At 33.3% G+C, this 15,934-nt stretch carries 18 protein-coding genes; 14 read left to right on the top strand and 4 right to left on the bottom strand.

Annotated elements, in window-relative coordinates; all coding sequences use genetic code 11:
* The 3 genes from GTZ96_RS09550 (at window position 1) to GTZ96_RS09540 (ending at window position 2,126) form a co-directional block, all read left to right on the top strand.
* A complete protein-coding gene (locus GTZ96_RS09550; protein WP_161643484.1) occupies window positions 1–909 on the top strand; it encodes a prohibitin family protein in 909 nt (302 codons plus the stop codon).
* 61 nt (window positions 910–970) lie between these two features.
* Entirely contained in the window at window positions 971–1,201 is a 231-nt protein-coding gene (locus GTZ96_RS09545) for a hypothetical protein (protein WP_161643482.1), read from the top strand.
* A 157-nt stretch (window positions 1,202–1,358) separates the two neighbouring features.
* Window positions 1,359–2,126 (top strand): hypothetical protein, encoded by a 768-nt coding sequence (locus GTZ96_RS09540; protein WP_161643480.1) that lies wholly within the window; start codon window positions 1,359–1,361, stop codon window positions 2,124–2,126.
* 27 nt (window positions 2,127–2,153) lie between these two features.
* Here GTZ96_RS09540 and meaB read toward each other — a convergent pair whose 3' ends face one another.
* Window positions 2,154–3,233 (bottom strand): methylmalonyl Co-A mutase-associated GTPase MeaB, encoded by a 1,080-nt coding sequence (meaB, locus tag GTZ96_RS09535; RefSeq protein WP_235972935.1) that lies wholly within the window; start codon window positions 3,231–3,233, stop codon window positions 2,154–2,156.
* Window positions 3,234–3,569: 336 nt separating this feature from the next.
* Between meaB and GTZ96_RS09530 the strand changes: the two genes are divergently transcribed.
* From GTZ96_RS09530 to GTZ96_RS09505, 6 genes are all read left to right on the top strand, one after another.
* Window positions 3,570–4,481, top strand: a complete 912-nt coding sequence (locus GTZ96_RS09530; protein ID WP_161643478.1) for an AEC family transporter — start codon at window positions 3,570–3,572, stop codon at window positions 4,479–4,481.
* Between the two features lie 171 nt (window positions 4,482–4,652).
* Window positions 4,653–5,561 carry an abortive infection family protein gene (locus tag GTZ96_RS18420; RefSeq protein ID WP_161643476.1) on the top strand — a complete coding sequence of 303 codons (909 nt, stop codon included), beginning with the start codon at window positions 4,653–4,655 and terminating at the stop codon, window positions 5,559–5,561.
* Between the two features lie 4 nt (window positions 5,562–5,565).
* Complete coding sequence (locus GTZ96_RS09520; RefSeq protein WP_161643475.1) at window positions 5,566–6,357, top strand: TIGR02391 family protein; 792 nt, start codon at window positions 5,566–5,568, stop codon at window positions 6,355–6,357.
* A 186-nt stretch (window positions 6,358–6,543) separates the two neighbouring features.
* Complete coding sequence (locus GTZ96_RS09515; RefSeq protein WP_161643473.1) at window positions 6,544–6,780, top strand: hypothetical protein; 237 nt, start codon at window positions 6,544–6,546, stop codon at window positions 6,778–6,780.
* 34 nt (window positions 6,781–6,814) lie between these two features.
* On the top strand, window positions 6,815–7,087 hold the full coding sequence (locus GTZ96_RS09510) for a type II toxin-antitoxin system RelE/ParE family toxin (RefSeq protein WP_235972933.1): 273 nt from the start codon (window positions 6,815–6,817) through the stop codon (window positions 7,085–7,087).
* A 91-nt stretch (window positions 7,088–7,178) separates the two neighbouring features.
* On the top strand, window positions 7,179–7,817 hold the full coding sequence (locus tag GTZ96_RS09505) for a peroxiredoxin (RefSeq protein WP_128194232.1): 639 nt from the start codon (window positions 7,179–7,181) through the stop codon (window positions 7,815–7,817).
* Window positions 7,818–7,975: 158 nt separating this feature from the next.
* On the opposite strand, the gene GTZ96_RS09500 is transcribed toward GTZ96_RS09505, so the two are convergent.
* Together GTZ96_RS09500 and GTZ96_RS09495 are read right to left on the bottom strand one after the other, a co-directional pair.
* Entirely contained in the window at window positions 7,976–8,245 is a 270-nt protein-coding gene (locus tag GTZ96_RS09500) for a hypothetical protein (RefSeq protein WP_161643471.1), read from the bottom strand.
* A gap of 30 nt (window positions 8,246–8,275) precedes the next feature.
* The gene (locus GTZ96_RS09495) at window positions 8,276–8,416 is read right to left on the bottom strand and encodes a hypothetical protein (RefSeq protein ID WP_181033168.1); all 141 of its coding nucleotides are present in this window, start codon (window positions 8,414–8,416) and stop codon (window positions 8,276–8,278) included.
* A 309-nt stretch (window positions 8,417–8,725) separates the two neighbouring features.
* Here GTZ96_RS09495 and GTZ96_RS09490 point away from each other — a divergent pair, with 309 nt between their 5' ends.
* The 5 genes from GTZ96_RS09490 to guaB all read left to right on the top strand — a co-directional run bounded on the left by GTZ96_RS09490 (window position 8,726) and on the right by guaB (window position 14,550).
* On the top strand, window positions 8,726–9,745 hold the full coding sequence (locus GTZ96_RS09490) for a quinone-dependent dihydroorotate dehydrogenase (RefSeq protein ID WP_161643469.1): 1,020 nt from the start codon (window positions 8,726–8,728) through the stop codon (window positions 9,743–9,745).
* Between the two features lie 258 nt (window positions 9,746–10,003).
* Window positions 10,004–10,867: a hydroxymethylglutaryl-CoA lyase gene (locus GTZ96_RS09485; protein WP_161643467.1), complete on the top strand. Its 864-nt coding sequence runs from the start codon at window positions 10,004–10,006 to the stop codon at window positions 10,865–10,867.
* A gap of 66 nt (window positions 10,868–10,933) precedes the next feature.
* Complete coding sequence (locus GTZ96_RS09480) at window positions 10,934–11,482, top strand: hypothetical protein (RefSeq protein WP_161643465.1); 549 nt, start codon at window positions 10,934–10,936, stop codon at window positions 11,480–11,482.
* A 68-nt stretch (window positions 11,483–11,550) separates the two neighbouring features.
* A complete protein-coding gene (locus GTZ96_RS09475) occupies window positions 11,551–12,882 on the top strand; it encodes a DUF5723 family protein (protein WP_317168894.1) in 1,332 nt (443 codons plus the stop codon).
* A 195-nt stretch (window positions 12,883–13,077) separates the two neighbouring features.
* Entirely contained in the window at window positions 13,078–14,550 is a 1,473-nt protein-coding gene (gene guaB / locus GTZ96_RS09470) for an IMP dehydrogenase (protein ID WP_161643461.1), read from the top strand.
* Between the two features lie 74 nt (window positions 14,551–14,624).
* Here the strand turns inward: guaB and GTZ96_RS09465 are convergent, their stop codons facing one another.
* On the bottom strand, window positions 14,625–15,905 hold the full coding sequence (locus GTZ96_RS09465) for an MgtC/SapB family protein (RefSeq protein WP_161643459.1): 1,281 nt from the start codon (window positions 15,903–15,905) through the stop codon (window positions 14,625–14,627).
* Between the last annotated feature and the right edge of the window lie 29 nt (window positions 15,906–15,934).

Below are 15,934 nucleotides of genomic sequence, written 5' to 3'. Positions count from 1 at the left end.
ATGATACTATTTATTATTATTGGGATTGTTCTCGTTATAATCAGTTTTAATTTTAAAAACAATCTAAGTCCGTTTTCAAAATTTTCGGGACTTCTTAAAATTATTGGTTTTTTGTTGATTGTTTTAGGTGCGCTATCCTCTGCATTTAAACAAATTGATGCAGGAAAAGTTGGTGTTAAATCCTTATATGGAAATGTAGAACCAGGTATTTTAGAAAGTGGCTTACACCTGATTAATCCTTTATTAGATGTGACTGAATTTGATATTCAGACACAAAATTACACCATGTCTGCTGATCATTCAGAAGGCGCTTTAGAAGGCGACGATGCCATACGCGTTTTGTCGAATGATGGACTGGAAGTAGTAATTGATTTGACTGTTTTGTATCGTGTTTCTCCTCAAGATGCGCCTAATATTTTTAAGCAAATTGGGGTGAATTATACTGATAAAATTGTGCGTCCGGTAACCAGAACCCGTATTCGTGACAATGCTGTTTATTATGATGCAATAGCCTTGTATTCAACAAAAAGAAATGAATTCCAGGGAAGGATTTTCAAAAACATTGAAGCCGATTTTAAAAATAGAGGCTTGGTTTTAGAGCAATTGTTGATTCGAAATATAAATCTTCCGGCATCAGTTAAGAAAACAATTGAAAGCAAAATTAATGCAGAACAAGATGCTCAAAAAATGCAATTCGTTTTACAAAAAGAAAAACAAGAAGCGGAGCGAAAAAGAGTAGAAGCACAAGGTATTGCCGATTACCAAAGAATTATTTCAACAGGATTATCGGATAAACAATTGCAATACGAATCGATTAAAGCTCAAAAAGAATTGGCTGCTTCTCGCAATACTAAAATCATTTTTATGAATAGTAAAGGCAATGCTCCCATCATTTTGTCTGATAAATAATAAATAAATATGGCAATCTTTGCGAAAAACTTTGCGAACTTTGCGGTTAAATAATTAAAAAATGGAATTACCTAAATTTTTACTTGGCGACAACACTGATTTTCCTGATGATATTTTTATCATTCATTTAGATTATCCAAGATTTATCATAAATCTAAAAGATGATGAAGTAGAATTTCTAGAAGAAGCCGAAGATCTTGACGAATCTGAACTGAATGCAGAAATGGAAGGATTAATCGAAGAAGCGAATACTTTTTATGATAGAGAAATGGAACGCTACGAGAAAGAATAGTGTTTTAAAATAGTTGTAAATTAACAGTTTAGTGGCTGTAAAATGATTAATTTTAATCGTTTTATAGCCACTTTTTTTTCTTTCAAGATTTTTTTTTAAAATAAGGGTAACAAAATCAAGTAGTAATTGATATATAATAAACTTAAAAAATACAAAAATGAAAAATTTTAAAAAAATAACTGTTGTTTTGACTTTAGGTTGGTATTGTTTAGCAAATGCCCAAGACAAACCACTTGTAGCAAGAAAAGCAATTAATACCGATGTTGCTACTGAAAATATCTCGGCAAATGTTAACCAAAAAAGCGGTATAAATAGCATAAATCCTAATAGTATGCCAAATAGGATTTCGATGAATGTTACTGTTGCTAAACAGACGCAAGGAGCAACATTTGGAGAAAAGGTAAATTCTGGTAAGATAAATATTAGGCTGATTGAAAATGGCTGTGTTGTTTTACTTCCTCTTAATTCGGGATATAAAATTAATGTAAAGGACAATAGCATCAATGACTTGACAGTAACTGAGCGTTCTACTTTTGGCGAAAAAGTAAATCAGGGCTTACATGCGGCTGGTGGCTCCTTATCGCAAGGGGCATCATTATTAGGAGGTGCTTTGCCAGGAGGTGCTATTATCTCGGCTGCAGTTTCCAGTGTGGGCAATTTAGCGGGTGGTGCTGGTGGAGGTGCTGCAGCTGCATCCTATGCTAAAAGTGCAAAGAAAGTATTCACGATTCAAGATGAAGATACTGATGCTGTAATGGAATTGCCTGATGGAGAATTTGAATTAGTATTTGTGATTTCGCAAAAAGCCACTTCAGGACTAAAAGATACTTTAAAGACTCAGGTTCGTATTGGTTTTACGGTAGAAAACGGAATCTTGAAAACCAAACACGATACGGCTAAGAATTCGGTAGGGAATATTAGATAAGACGATATTTATTAGAATAACGATATTCTAAGGCTTATTTTTAAAATAAGTTTCCAATAATAATTGAGCGGCTGCAAAAGGTGAGTATTCATTGTTTTGCACCGCTTTTTTAGTTTTTTCTAATAAATCCTGAATAACAGAATTAGTATAAAAATCTTGTTGTAATTGATTGTGGATGGTTTCTAACAGCCAAAATTCATTTTGTTCAGCTCTTTTGCTGTCGAAAAAACCATTGCTTTTTGTCAGTTCCATATATTTTGAAATCATTTGCTCTATTTCAATAATTCCTTCGTTTGTTTTCGCACTACAAGTTGTAGCTACTGGAATCCATCCTGATTTTTTTGAAGGGAAAAGATGCAAAGCACGACCCAATTCGGTTTTTGCCTGTGTGGTTTTTGGGATGTTATCCCCATCTGATTTGTTGATTACAATTGCATCAGCCATTTCCATAATGCCTCTTTTTATGCCTTGCAATTCATCTCCGGCTCCTGCAATTTGTAATAGTAAAAAGAAATCAACCATGCTGTGAACAGCGGTTTCACTTTGTCCCACGCCAACAGTTTCTATGATAATGGTGTCAAATCCGGCGGCTTCACAGAGAATTATGGTTTCTCTTGTTTTGCGAGCCACTCCGCCCAGTGTTTCTCCTGATGCCGAAGGACGCACATAAGCATTGGGATCTTTGGCTAATTCTTCCATCCGCGTTTTGTCTCCCAGAATGCTTCCATGGGAAATTGAGCTGCTGGGATCAATCGTTAGCACGGCTATTTTTTTGCCCTGGCTACTTAGGTGTTTTCCAAAAGCTTCAATAAAAGTACTTTTTCCTACTCCGGGAACTCCTGTAATTCCTATCCGAATGGATTGATTCGCATGTGGCAAACAGGCATTGATAATTTCATTGGCTTTCGAAAAATGATTGGGATTGCTGCTTTCAATTAAAGTGATGGCTCTACTGAGTGCACTAATTTCTCCAGCCAATAAGTGAGTAATAAGTTCTTCGGTGTTGGGTTGCGCCATTCGGGCTTGCTGAATTTTTTTCAACACAGCAGTATTGAAAATTTCAGGGCTGTCTTCGTTGTCGGCTGAGGTAGGCTTATCTTTTTTCAAAATACAGAATGCTTTTTGTAAAAATAACACATTCAGAGGAAAATCAATAGTTATTTTTTTACCACGGATTTCATGGATTATTAACCGCAAAGGTTTTCTGTTTTTTAACGCAAAGATTCGCAAAGAATTGCGCAAAGTTCTCAAAGTTTTTTTAAAATAATTTGTGTTAATCTGTGTAATTTGTGGTTGAAAATTAACCGTAAAGATTCGCAAAGTCCTTCGATAAGCTCAGGATGACACGCAAAGTTCGCAAAGTTTTTTAACTGCTGCGTTTGTCTTGTGATATTGCTAATATGTTTGTGATACTTACAAATTAGTGAATATCTTTGTAGCACTATGAGCAATATAATTCTAATTTTTGTCTATTTACTTCTAGGTCTTGCTTTGCAATACGTCAAATGGTTTCCAACCAATAGTTATAAACTAATTAATAAGTTTGTTATTAATGTCTGTCTTCCAGCTTTGGCTTTGTATTATATTCCAAAAATACAATGGGATAATAAGTTGCTTTACCTTATTGGGGTAACTTGGATTGGTTTTGCTATATCTTTCTTTTTATTTCGTTTTATAGGGAAAAAATACGGTTGGTCTAAAAAATTAATTGGCTGTCTTATTATTACTGCAGGTTTAGGAAATACTTCGTTTTTAGGTTTTCCTATAGTGAATGCGCTTTATGGTTCCGAAGGTTTAAAAATGGCTATTTTAGTCGATCAGCCAGGGACTTTTGTGGTGGTTTCTACTCTTGCTGTAGTTGTGGCTACGATGTATTCTAAAGATGCAACAAGCGGAGGGACAATAGTCAAGAAAGTAATGTTGTTTCCACCTTTTATTTGCTTTTTGGTATCTTGTATTGCTAATGTTTTAGGTTTGGATTTTCATGAGTATGTCCAATTTGGATTGACAAAGTTAGGTAGCTTACTTACACCTTTAGCTATTATTTCGGTAGGTTTGCAATTGCATTTTGATAGCCGAAGTCAGCATTGGAAATTTCTTTGGATAGGATTAGCTTATAAGTTGTTCATCACTCCAGCAATATTGTTTGTGTTGTATGTTGTTATCTTAAAACAACATGGATTAATGATTCAAGTAGCTTTGATAGAAGCTGCAATGGCACCAATGATTATGGCAAGTATTGTGGCTAGTTCTCATGGTCTAAAACCCCGATTGAGTAGTATGATGATTGGTTTTGGAATTCCTATTTCTTTTATTACACTGGCTTTTTGGTATTTTATTTTGCAATTTATCTAAACAAAATATTTGTTTTTTTGTTTCTAATACTAGGATTTCTATATCTGTTTTTTTTGAATCTTGTAAATAATTATTTATATATTTGGAGGGTGTAATTATACCTGTTTACTTAAGATAAGGTGTGTTTATACGAAGGTTTGTATTACTTAGAAAAGTTATATTTTAAAAATCGTGAACAATAAAATTACACAATTAACCAGAAGAAATATTTTTGATTATATTCAAGTTGAAAAATTCTGGTGGTCAGGACGACTAGAAGAAACTGACTTTTTATCTAGAATGTACGATTTGGAGAAACTACCTTCATCTGATAGTAGATTTATAAATGCTATTGGTGATATTTGGCAACACAGAATTAACAATCCAAATGATTGGGATGATAATTGGGTATTTAATGATTCACGCTTTAATTTATTAAATTGTGATGATTCAAATTTCTTGAATTTTTTATGTGAAATGATTCATCCGATTGTTAGGATTGATTCATTAGATGTTAATCGTTTATTGCAAATTTTTAATGAAAATCTAAAAGAAGATAATTATGAAATTGTTGAAAAAACAAAAATATCAGGCAAGCCAATTTTTGTTGGAAGATTAAAAATTACGGGTAAAGAATCGCTTATCAATAAAGGAATTGACTTAAAAAGAATGTTGAATGCTGAGTATGTTACTCAGCAAATTAATTTAATGGAATCGTCAATTGAAAACTCGCCACATATATCAATCGGTTTAGCTAAAGAACTTATTGAAACTTGTTGTAAATCCATTTTTGAAGGTAGAAATACTAATTATGATAAGAGTTGGGATTTGCCTAAATTAATGAAAGAAACAACGAAGCTTTTAAAATTGACTCCTGAAGATATTCCAAATGAAGCCAAAGCTTCAAGTTCTATTAAGCAAATTCTTGGTAGTTTGTCTTCTGTCGTACAGGGGATTGGTGAAATCAGAAATGAATATGGAAGTGGACATGGAAAAGATGGGGGATTTAAAGGTTTGCAACCAAGACACGCTAAATTAGCTGTTGGAGCATCCACTACATTAGCAATTTATTTGCTTGAAACTCACGAAATTAGAAAATAACTAAATGAAAATATTTGAACCAATTTCAGGAAGTGTAATTGAAGGAATCAGCAGAACTTTAGGTGAAACTAATAACGGATTGACTGGTGATGAAATATCAAAATTTTTACAAGAATCATCTATAACTGATACGGAACCAGGGGTTACTAAATGGAAAAGATTATTTAATGCATTCGTTAATTATCAGAATAAATCTAAAAATTCGAATAATATTTTGAGTTTCATAACTAAATCAATGAGTCCCGCTAGATTTGTTGGTAGAAATGAAAAGTTTGAAAATATGAGGTTCGAGCTTAATAAATATTTATCTTTTTCAGGTTTACAACTTAAAGAAAATGGAAAGTTAGCTCCAACAGGGATAATCACAACAATTACAGAAGTTGAACAAAAAGCAAATAGATTTAAAAGTAAATTAGAATTACGAGATACTCATAATAAAATTTTTGAGTATTGTAGAGCCGAATTATTAGCAGAAAAATATTTTCATTCAGTTTTCGAAGCTGTAAAGAGTATTGCTGATATAATTAGGCAAAAAACTGGACTTTCTCAAGATGGTGGTGAATTAATAGATATTGCTTTTTCAATAAAAAATCCTATAATTAAAATTAATAATCTATCTAATGAAACCGAACAAAGTGAGCAAAAAGGTTTTGCTAATTTAATAAAAGGTGTTTTTGGAATGTTTAGAAATACAACAGCTCATTCGCCAAAAATAATATGGGAAATTAATGAGAAAGATGCTTTGGATATAATGTCAACAATTTCATTAATTCATCGAAGATTAGAAAAAGCTTAATAAAAAAGTGGTTTCCTGAAGTTTTATGTTTACAAATGTTAATGTAGCTATTTGTAGTTTTTTTTAAAGTGTGTGGTTGATTTTGTTGGGTTTGTAGACTATTTGGTTATGTAACCTTGATGAAAGATTAGGTTAACAATTAATCCTTTTCCAAGATTATTTGTAAATTTGAAAAAAGATTAAAAAATGGACTTGCAAACTAGAAAAATATTATTTGTTCAAGAATTTCTAAAATTAGAAAGTGAGAAGGCTATTTTTCTTTTGGAAAAATTATTAGAGAAAGAAACAAAAAATGATTCTGAATTTTCTCCTATGAGTTTGCAGGAATATCAAAAAAGAATCGATCAATCCATAGATGATTCTCTAAACGGTCGCTTAACTGAATCAAATCAATTACTTTCTGAGATAGAAAAATGGAGTTGAAAATTTATTGGACAGATTTTTCTAAAAATGAACTTTGAAGATATTTGATTACTACAAAGAAAAAGCAAGTATAAACGTTGCTAGAAAGCTTGTTGTTGGAATTACTAAAGAAACTCTAAAACTAAAAAAGCAACCAAGAATTGGGCAAATAGAACAGTATTTAGAAAATAGTTCTAAAGAATATCGTTATTTAGTTTACAAAAATTATAAGATTATTTATTGGGTTAATGGCGAAAATAATACTGTCGAAATTTTTGACGTATTTGATTCCCGCCAAAGTCCCGTGAAATTAAAACGTACCAAATAAAGCCATTTCTTCTTTAACAAATATTTTATTCTTATTAAACCGCTATCAGTGTTTTTTGTTTAACTTTATTCGGAATTAAAAATAGATAAAAATGGCAACAATACGTTTAGGAGATACGGCTCCGGATTTTAAAGCAGAAACTACACAAGGTACAGTACAATTTCACGAATGGTTAGGAGATTCTTGGGGTGTTTTATTTTCGCATCCATCTGATTTTACACCAGTTTGTACAACAGAATTAGGAACTGTGGCAAATTATTTCCCTGAATTCCAAAAAAGAAATACCAAGGTTATTGCATTAAGTGTTGACGGATTAGAGTCGCATTTAAACTGGATTAAAGACATCGAAGAAACTCAGAATGTAACTTTACAATACCCAATTATCGCTGACGAGAACAAAGAAGTAGCTAATTTGTATGATATGATTCATCCAAATGCGAATGATACTTTCACCGTTCGTTCAGTATTTATTATTGGAGCTGATAAAAAAGTAAAATTGATCTTGACGTATCCAGCTTCGACAGGAAGAAATTTTGACGAATTGCTACGTGTAATTGATAGTTTGCAATTAACGGCTAATTATAGTGTAGCTACACCAGCCAACTGGAAAGACGGTCAGGATGTGGTTATTTCTCCATCAATACCAGATGAAGATATTCCAGCGAAATTCCCAAAAGGATTTAATCGCATTAAATATTACTTAAGAATGACACCACAGCCTAATAAGTAATTTTTAGGTTCTGGTTACAAAAAAAGTACAATGAGAAAATTTTCTTATTGTACTTTTTTTGTTAAGATAAAAAATGCTATAAAATGATTTTGTCATTTCGACTATAGGATAAATTATACAAAGAGAGTAACAGATACAGAGGTAGTATTGCTTATTATTCAAAATGATGGAAGAAATTCGAATTTTTCCTTATTGTTGGATAAACTTTTTTCTTCATTAGAAATTTTAGCTTTCAACTTGCTAACCGATTTTTCGCCTGAAAGAATTTTGTCCTGCTGTTTTTCGCCTGCTTTTTGTTTTTTCTCAAATTCTTTTTGTTCCTGTTCGGTTTTCTTAGACTCTTTCAATGCTATTTTCTCCTCTTTTATTTTTGCATTAAGGATTTTGGAATCTTTTTTTAATGCTTCTTTTTCAGAATCACTAGCCACTGTAGCGGTAACTTACTTGTGGAATAACTTTTATATCGTGTCTTTAACCGTCGTTACTGTAGTTATAGTAGTCTTTGTTGCTAACTTTATAGTGTCATTTGTAGTATTCTGAGTCAGAAAAAGTTGAAAACTAGAAAGCATTACGATGGTGAAAATTGATTTTAGTTTCATGATGATGCATTTTAAGTTGATAAAAAGTAGATTGTACTAATTGATTTGCTTTTTACAACATAAGAAAAATCACTGAAAAACGCTCCTTTTTTTATTTGAATATAGTAGGTAGAATGGTGTTGTTGTAAGTATTTGTTATTTAGTGGTTTGTATTGTTTTTTGTCGGGGTTTTGTGCTTTGTTTAACTAATGTTTATTTGAGGTGTTTATTCTTTGGCTGTAGCCAAATCAAATCGGGGGTTATAATTTTTTTAGAAATATTTAATTATCCATTAGATAATTCTATTTTTGCAGCACAAATTAAACTCCTATGTATAAACAGCTTATCCGACCGCTATTTTTTTGTTTTGATCCAGAAAAAATACATCACTTTACCTTTTCATTAGTTCGTATTACTTCTAAAATACCTGGTTTTTCTGCCATTTATAAGTCGCTTTATTTAGTAAATGACAAAAGATTAGAAACGGAAGTTTTGGGGTTAAAATTTAAAAATCCTGTAGGTTTAGCTGCCGGTTTTGATAAGGATGCCAAATTGTATAAGGAGTTGTCTAACTTTGGTTTTGGTTTCATCGAAATAGGAACTTTAACGCCAAAAGGGCAGGAAGGTAATCCAAAAACACGTTTGTTTCGTCTTAGAGAAGATTCAGCAATTATTAACCGAATGGGATTTAATAACGGCGGTGTTCTGGAAGCGGTTGAAAGGCTCAAATCAAATCCTGGGGTTTTAATTGGTGGAAACATTGGTAAAAATAAACTAACTCCTAACGAAGAAGCTACTTCGGATTACGAAATCTGTTTTGATGCTTTATATGATTATGTCGATTATTTTGTGGTGAATGTGAGTTCGCCTAATACGCCAAATTTGCGTGCTTTACAGGATAAAGAACCGTTAACTCAGTTGTTGCAAACTTTGCAGAATCAGAATTTAGCGAAAGCCAAACAAAAACCAATTCTATTAAAAATTGCTCCTGATTTAACTGATGAGCAATTATTAGATATTATTGATATTGTAAAGGAAACCCAAATTGCGGGTGTAATTGCAACTAATACCACTATTTCCCGTGAAGGTTTACAGTCGGAAAATAAAACAGAAATGGGAGGATTATCTGGAAAACCGTTGACCAAACGTTCTACTGAGGTAATTCGTTTTCTTTCGCAAAAAAGCAATAAGGCTTTTCCAATTATTGGAGTAGGAGGAATCCATTCTGCCGATGATGCTATCGAAAAATTAGAAGCGGGAGCTAGTTTGGTGCAATTGTACACCGGTTTTATTTATGAAGGTCCAGCCTTGGTAAAAGCCATCAATAAAAAGATTTTAAGTCGTTTGTAATTAATGACTGGATTATAACGCAAAGATTCGCTAAGTTTTTTACTTTAAAATGGATAGTTGATAAAACGGATTGTTTTTTAACTCTGTGAATTTTGCGAAAACTTTTTTCAAACTTTGCAGTTAAAGTTTTCTAATTTTCTTTGCGAATCTTTGCATAATAGTGGAATAAATTATAAAAGCGTAATTCTTCAACAGAGTTGCGCTTTTTTGTTGATTCTAAATTTTGCCACTTTGCAAGTTTTAGTATCTTTGAAATCTATGGAACCAATAAAAATTATAGAATGTCCCCGTGATGCCATGCAAGGCATTAAAAGCTTTATTCCTACGGAAAGGAAAGTGGCATACATTCAATCTTTATTGCGAGTAGGATTTGACACCATCGATTTTGGAAGTTTTGTTTCGCCAAGAGCTGTTCCGCAAATGCAAGATACCGCAGCGGTTTTAGACCAATTGGATTTATCTAAAACTACCAGTAAGTTGTTAGCCATTATTGCTAATACTCAGGGAGCTGAACTGGCTGCTCAATTTGAACCCATTCACTATTTAGGTTTTCCTTTTTCGATTTCGGAAAATTTTCAAATGCGAAATACCCATAAAACTATTGCCGAATCGATTGTTAGTTTACAAGAAATTCTGGAAATAGCCGATAAGAAGAACAAAGAAGTGGTAGCTTATTTGTCTATGGGTTTTGGAAATCCTTACGGAGATCCTTGGAATGTGGATATTGTGAGTGAGTGGACTGAAAAATTAGCGGCTATGGGAGTGAAGATACTTTCGCTGTCAGATACTATTGGTAGTTCCACGCCAGAAGTGATTCGGTATTTGTTTTCGAATTTAATTCCTAAATATCCTCAAATTGAGTTTGGTGCCCATTTGCATACCACTTACGATAAATGGTTTGAAAAAATAGAAGCGGCACATCAGGCGGGTTGTCGAAGATTTGATGGTGCTATTCAGGGTTTTGGAGGATGTCCAATGGCTAAAGACGAATTGACTGGCAATATGCCTACCGAAAAGCTCTTGTCTTATTTTACAGCAAATAAAGAAAATTTAAAGTTGAATCCTTTGAGTTTTGAAAGTGCTTATAATGAAGCATCCAAGTTGTTTGGGACGTTTTATTAATGAGCTGCATTTATAATAATTATAATCTAATTTCGTTTTTAGCTTAATGAAATTGAAAGTAACGCAATGAAAAATTATTACTTAAATAGAATCTGTTTAGCACTTATTTTAATGTGCTCTTTTTCCTGTACCAGTGATTTAGATTTTAATCAGGCCAGTGATTTAAAACTAACACCGGTTATTGTGGGGAATTTTAGTCATTTTGATATTCCTGCATCAGCCTTTATTGCCCCAGATGGTTCTGAATATGATTTAGCATTTGACGATGAGGAGTTTGATGTTTTTAGAGATAAGTATTTTAAGAGTTATTTGCAAAGAGCTGATTTTTATTTTGAAATAAATAATACTATTAACCGCGCTTTTAAATTTACTATTGTTTTATCAGATTCCAATAATAACCCATTGACTACCATAAAATTTGATATACCGGCCTATTCAGGTTCTGCTAATACAATTACGCGTATTGAAATTTTTCAAAATGCAAGATTAGATTTATTGAAGAGAGCCACAAAAATGGGATTCTTAATTGAGAAGGCTCCAGGGCCAGCTTTGAATCAAAATAGTCCGGGAAGTTTAGTATTGCGCTCTAGCGCTACCGTTTATTTGACAATATAATGAGAAAAGGATTTTTATTTTTGTTAGTTTTTATTTCGATCAGTTGCTTTTCTCAAAACAAGCAAATATTGTATAATCTCACTTCAGTTCCTCAGTCGTTAATGACTAATCCGGGAGCCGATTTCAAGTATAGGTATTATTTTGGAGTTCCCTTACTTTCGGGCATGTCCTTTAAAGTGGGGTCGAGCGGTTTTTCTACTTATGATTTATTTGCCAATGACGGAGTCAATTTTAATCAGAAGTTGCGAAATGCAGTGTATTCCACAAACAGAAATGATCATCTGGCTATAAACGAGCAAATCGAGATTTTTAATGGCGGAATTAAATTAGGAGACTGGCTTGAAGACAAAGGTTATCTTTCGTTTGGAATGTATCAGGAATTTGATTTCTGGAGTTATATGCCTAAGGATGTGGTTGTTTTAGCCTTGGATGGTAATCAAAATTACATAGGTAAATCATTTAATTTATCTGATTTGAGTGCGAAAGCCGAAATGCTATCGGTGTTGCATGTGGGTTATCATAAAAATGTTTCCGAAAAACTGATAGTAGGAGCAAGGGGAAAAATTTATTTTAGCGGATTCAATGCCACTTCGACTAGAAATTCAGGATACATAGTTACACGACCATCTAATACAACGATGTACGAACAAATTATCAGTTCAGATTTAGAATTAAGAACTTCCGGGATTTCAAAATACACAGCCGATAATTACAATGGCGATGTAGCGACGGATGTTAGAAAACAACTGTTGTTTGGCGGCGATTTGGGCTTGGGATTTGATTTAGGATTTACGTATTATCCTAAAAAAAACACCCAGATTACAGCCAGTATTCTTGATGTTGGTTTTATAAGGCACACTAAAGACGTGGAAAATTTCACTTACAAAGGCTATTATAAATACGAAGGTATCAATCCTGGTTTTACTGATTTAGATGATCCAGGAAGTGTGTATAGCGATTTTCAAGATGCCGTTAAGTCAGATACACTGTACAATAAATACACCACTTGGCGCCCAATTAAATTAAATGCTTCTTATCAATATTCGTATGGAATTTCAACTGAAGAAGATTGTGTATGTACAGCAATGGAAAAACGCTATAAAAATGCTGTAGGAGCACAGCTGTTTATGATGAGTACGCCAAGATTGCCTATTACCGCTTTAACGGGTTTTTATCAAAGAAATTTTTCAGACAAATTACAACTCAAGGCAACCTATACGCTAGATTCTTATTCTTATACCAATATTGGACTTGGATTGTCAGCAAATTTAGGACTATTCAATATGTATTTTATGGCAGACAATCTGTTAGCATACCGCGATGTGTCCAAGGCAAAAAGTCTTTCGTTCCAATTTGGATTTAATTTCATTTTCAAAGACAGTAACGAGCCACCGTATTGATTCTAATTTTTAGAAGGAGCTAATCCAGCTATCCATTACTATCTGCCTGTCGGCAGACAGGACTGGGCTATTCAAAGACATTGGTATAAAGAGAGATTAGATTCCAAAACAGCATCTTAAATTAATTGGATTTCTAATTATATTAAATCAAAATAATTTGCTATATTTGCACGCAATTCAACTAGAAATTGCAACATGATAGCACACAACTCCAAGATTATCGGCGAAGGTTTAACTTACGATGATGTATTATTAGTTCCTAATTACTCCCATGTGCTTCCTCGCGAAGTGAGTATCAAAACAAAATTTTCAAGAAACATTACACTTAACGTTCCTATTGTATCTGCAGCTATGGATACCGTAACCGAAAGTTCTATGGCAATTGCTATGGCACAAGAAGGAGGAATAGGTGTTTTACATAAAAATATGACTATTGAGCAGCAAGCTGCTAAAGTAAGAAAAGTAAAACGTGCCGAATCAGGTATGATTATCGATCCGGTTACTTTGCCTCTTAATGCTACTGTTGCTGATGCAAAATTGGCAATGAAAGAATTCGGTATTGGTGGAATTCCTGTTGTTGATGAAAATCAAAAATTAAAAGGAATTGTTACCAACCGCGATTTGCGTTTCGAAAAAAACAGTACCCGACCTATTGTTGAGGTAATGACTAAGGACAACTTAGTTACTGTTGCTGAAGGAACTTCTTTAGAGCAAGCAGAAGTAGTTTTGCAAGGACATAAAATCGAAAAACTTCCTGTAATAGACAAAGACAATAAATTAGTGGGTTTGATCACATTTAGAGATATTACTAAATTGAATCAAAAACCAAATGCTAATAAAGATAAATACGGACGTTTGCGTGTAGCTGCTGCTTTAGGAGTTACTGCCGATGCAGTTGAAAGAGCTACGGCTTTAGTAAACGCAGGTGTTGACGCTGTAATTATCGATACAGCTCACGGACATACTAAAGGTGTGGTTGATGTTTTAAAATTAGTTAAGGCTAAATTTCCCAACTTAGATGTTATTGTTGGAAATATTGCTACGCCAGAAGCTGCTAAATATTTAGTTGAAAATGGAGCTGATGGAGTGAAAGTAGGAATTGGACCTGGTTCTATTTGTACTACCCGAATTGTAGCAGGTGTTGGTTTTCCTCAGTTTTCAGCCGTATTAGAGGTAGCTGCCGCTATCAAAGGTTCAGGTGTTCCTGTAATTGCCGATGGTGGAATTCGTTACACAGGAGATATCCCTAAAGCAATTGCTGCAGGAGCTGATTGTGTAATGTTGGGTTCACTTTTAGCTGGAACAAAAGAATCTCCGGGAGAAACTATTATTTTTGAAGGAAGAAAATTCAAATCATATAGAGGAATGGGATCTGTTGAAGCGATGCAAACAGGTTCTAAAGACCGTTATTTCCAAGATGTGGAAGATGATGTTAAGAAGTTAGTTCCGGAAGGAATTGTAGGTCGTGTGCCTTACAAAGGAGAATTGAACGAAAGCATGTTACAGTTCGTAGGTGGACTTCGTGCCGGAATGGGATATTGTGGAGCCAAAGACATTGCTACTTTGCAAGAAACAGGACGTTTTGTACGTTTAACTTCAAGTGGAATTTCTGAAAGTCATCCTCATAATGTTACAATTACTAAAGAAGCTCCAAATTATTCCAGATAATTTCAAAGCTTAATTCATAGAAAAAGGCTGTTTAAAGTATAAAACTTTGAACAGCCTTTTTTGATTTTCTAGTTTCAAAATAGAATCGAAACTACTAAGCCAATAATGATAAGTATGCTAAAACCAAAAAGAATTGGTTTTCGAATGCTTTTTTTAGAAAGCGTAATACTATAAATCATTTTCAAAAGATTATTACTCGTTACAGCATTAATAACAGCTGTAGCCAAAACTCCGTTAGTGGTGCTCCATTTACTTTGAAAAATATTCATAATAAAAGGATCAATGTCAGTAACACCCACTACAAAAGACAAAGTTTTGATTCCCGAAGTTCCGTATTGTTTATTGACAAATCCTGTAAGTAGCACAAATACAATAAAGAGAATCCCAAAGACCAATGAGGTCTTAAATTCAAGAGGATTGGACATCGAATTTATTTCTTGTTTCGTTTCTGTTTTATTTGTTTGTATATCTAACCAAATAAAATACAAAGCAATCAATGCAGAAACAATTGCAAAAATGGCAAAGGCAGGAGCAATTTGCATCGCAATAGATTTATTGAACAGTAAGGCAAGAATAAAAACGCGAATAAACATCATGGTTGTTGCCAAGATTATGGCTGCTGTTATTTTGTTGTCTTCCTCTAATTCTTTGCTTTTTTTAGCTAAAATAAAAGTAGTAGCAGTACTGCTATAAAGTCCTCCTAAAATGCCTGTGAGTACAATTCCTGATTTTGTAAAAACGAATTTTTTAAGCAAATAACTGAAATAAGAAATTCCGGAAACAGCTACGATAGCTAGCCAAAATTTATAAGGTGAAATACTTATTATTTCAGAAATGGACTCGTTAGGAAGTAAAGGAAGAATGATGCCGGCGATTACAAGAAATTTTGCTAAAGTGATGAATTCGTTATCATCTATCTTTTTAGAAAAATCAAATAGAACTTCTTTTATTTCGACTAATATCAAAACGGAAACCACTATCGAAATCACCAGAAAATCGGGTTGTGTGTAAATAATTGGAGCAAGGCAAAACGTTATCAGTGCTACAATTATTGATGTCAAACTGAACTCTTTTTGCTGGAATCCTTTATTGAAATAAAATATCGCAAGAAATAAACCCAGAATTAATCCTCCGCCTAGAAATGCAATTAGCGTGCTAGGAGATAATCGATAAAGTATAAAGCCAAGAATACCAATAAGGGTAAAAGTTCGGTCAGTTCCAAAACGACTTCCTATTGTTGAATTTAAAAATTGTCTTCTTTGCTCTAGTCCAATTAATAATGAGAATAGCACAACCAAGACAAAATTGATTAAATCCGGAGGTAATAGATCTATAAGTTCATTAATTCTTTCCATTTTGACTTAGCTTTTAAGAGATCAAATTT

Source organism: Flavobacterium undicola (assembly GCF_009909155.2).
Classification (GTDB): domain Bacteria; phylum Bacteroidota; class Bacteroidia; order Flavobacteriales; family Flavobacteriaceae; genus Flavobacterium; species Flavobacterium undicola.
The sequence above is the reverse complement of the archived record's forward strand: the minus strand, read 5'-3'. Positions and strand labels throughout refer to the sequence as shown.

Bases quoted from the DNA above. Each gene is read 5' to 3' on its own strand.
- GTZ96_RS09530 (WP_161643478.1), top strand. From the start codon at position 3,570: ATGAGCAATATAATTCTAATTTTTGTCTATTTACTTCTAGGTCTTGCT.
- GTZ96_RS09550 (WP_161643484.1), top strand. From the start codon at position 1: ATGATACTATTTATTATTATTGGGATTGTTCTCGTTATAATCAGTTTT.
- GTZ96_RS09465 (WP_161643459.1), bottom strand. From the start codon at position 15,905: ATGGAAAGAATTAATGAACTTATAGATCTATTACCTCCGGATTTAATC.
- GTZ96_RS09520 (WP_161643475.1), top strand. From the start codon at position 5,566: ATGAAAATATTTGAACCAATTTCAGGAAGTGTAATTGAAGGAATCAGC.
- guaB (WP_161643461.1), top strand. From the start codon at position 13,078: ATGATAGCACACAACTCCAAGATTATCGGCGAAGGTTTAACTTACGAT.
- GTZ96_RS09480 (WP_161643465.1), top strand. From the start codon at position 10,934: ATGAAAAATTATTACTTAAATAGAATCTGTTTAGCACTTATTTTAATG.
- GTZ96_RS09545 (WP_161643482.1), top strand. From the start codon at position 971: ATGGAATTACCTAAATTTTTACTTGGCGACAACACTGATTTTCCTGAT.
- GTZ96_RS09495 (WP_181033168.1), bottom strand. From the start codon at position 8,416: ATGAAACTAAAATCAATTTTCACCATCGTAATGCTTTCTAGTTTTCAA.
- GTZ96_RS09490 (WP_161643469.1), top strand. From the start codon at position 8,726: ATGTATAAACAGCTTATCCGACCGCTATTTTTTTGTTTTGATCCAGAA.
- GTZ96_RS09485 (WP_161643467.1), top strand. From the start codon at position 10,004: ATGGAACCAATAAAAATTATAGAATGTCCCCGTGATGCCATGCAAGGC.
- GTZ96_RS09505 (WP_128194232.1), top strand. From the start codon at position 7,179: ATGGCAACAATACGTTTAGGAGATACGGCTCCGGATTTTAAAGCAGAA.
- GTZ96_RS09515 (WP_161643473.1), top strand. From the start codon at position 6,544: ATGGACTTGCAAACTAGAAAAATATTATTTGTTCAAGAATTTCTAAAA.
- GTZ96_RS09540 (WP_161643480.1), top strand. From the start codon at position 1,359: ATGAAAAATTTTAAAAAAATAACTGTTGTTTTGACTTTAGGTTGGTAT.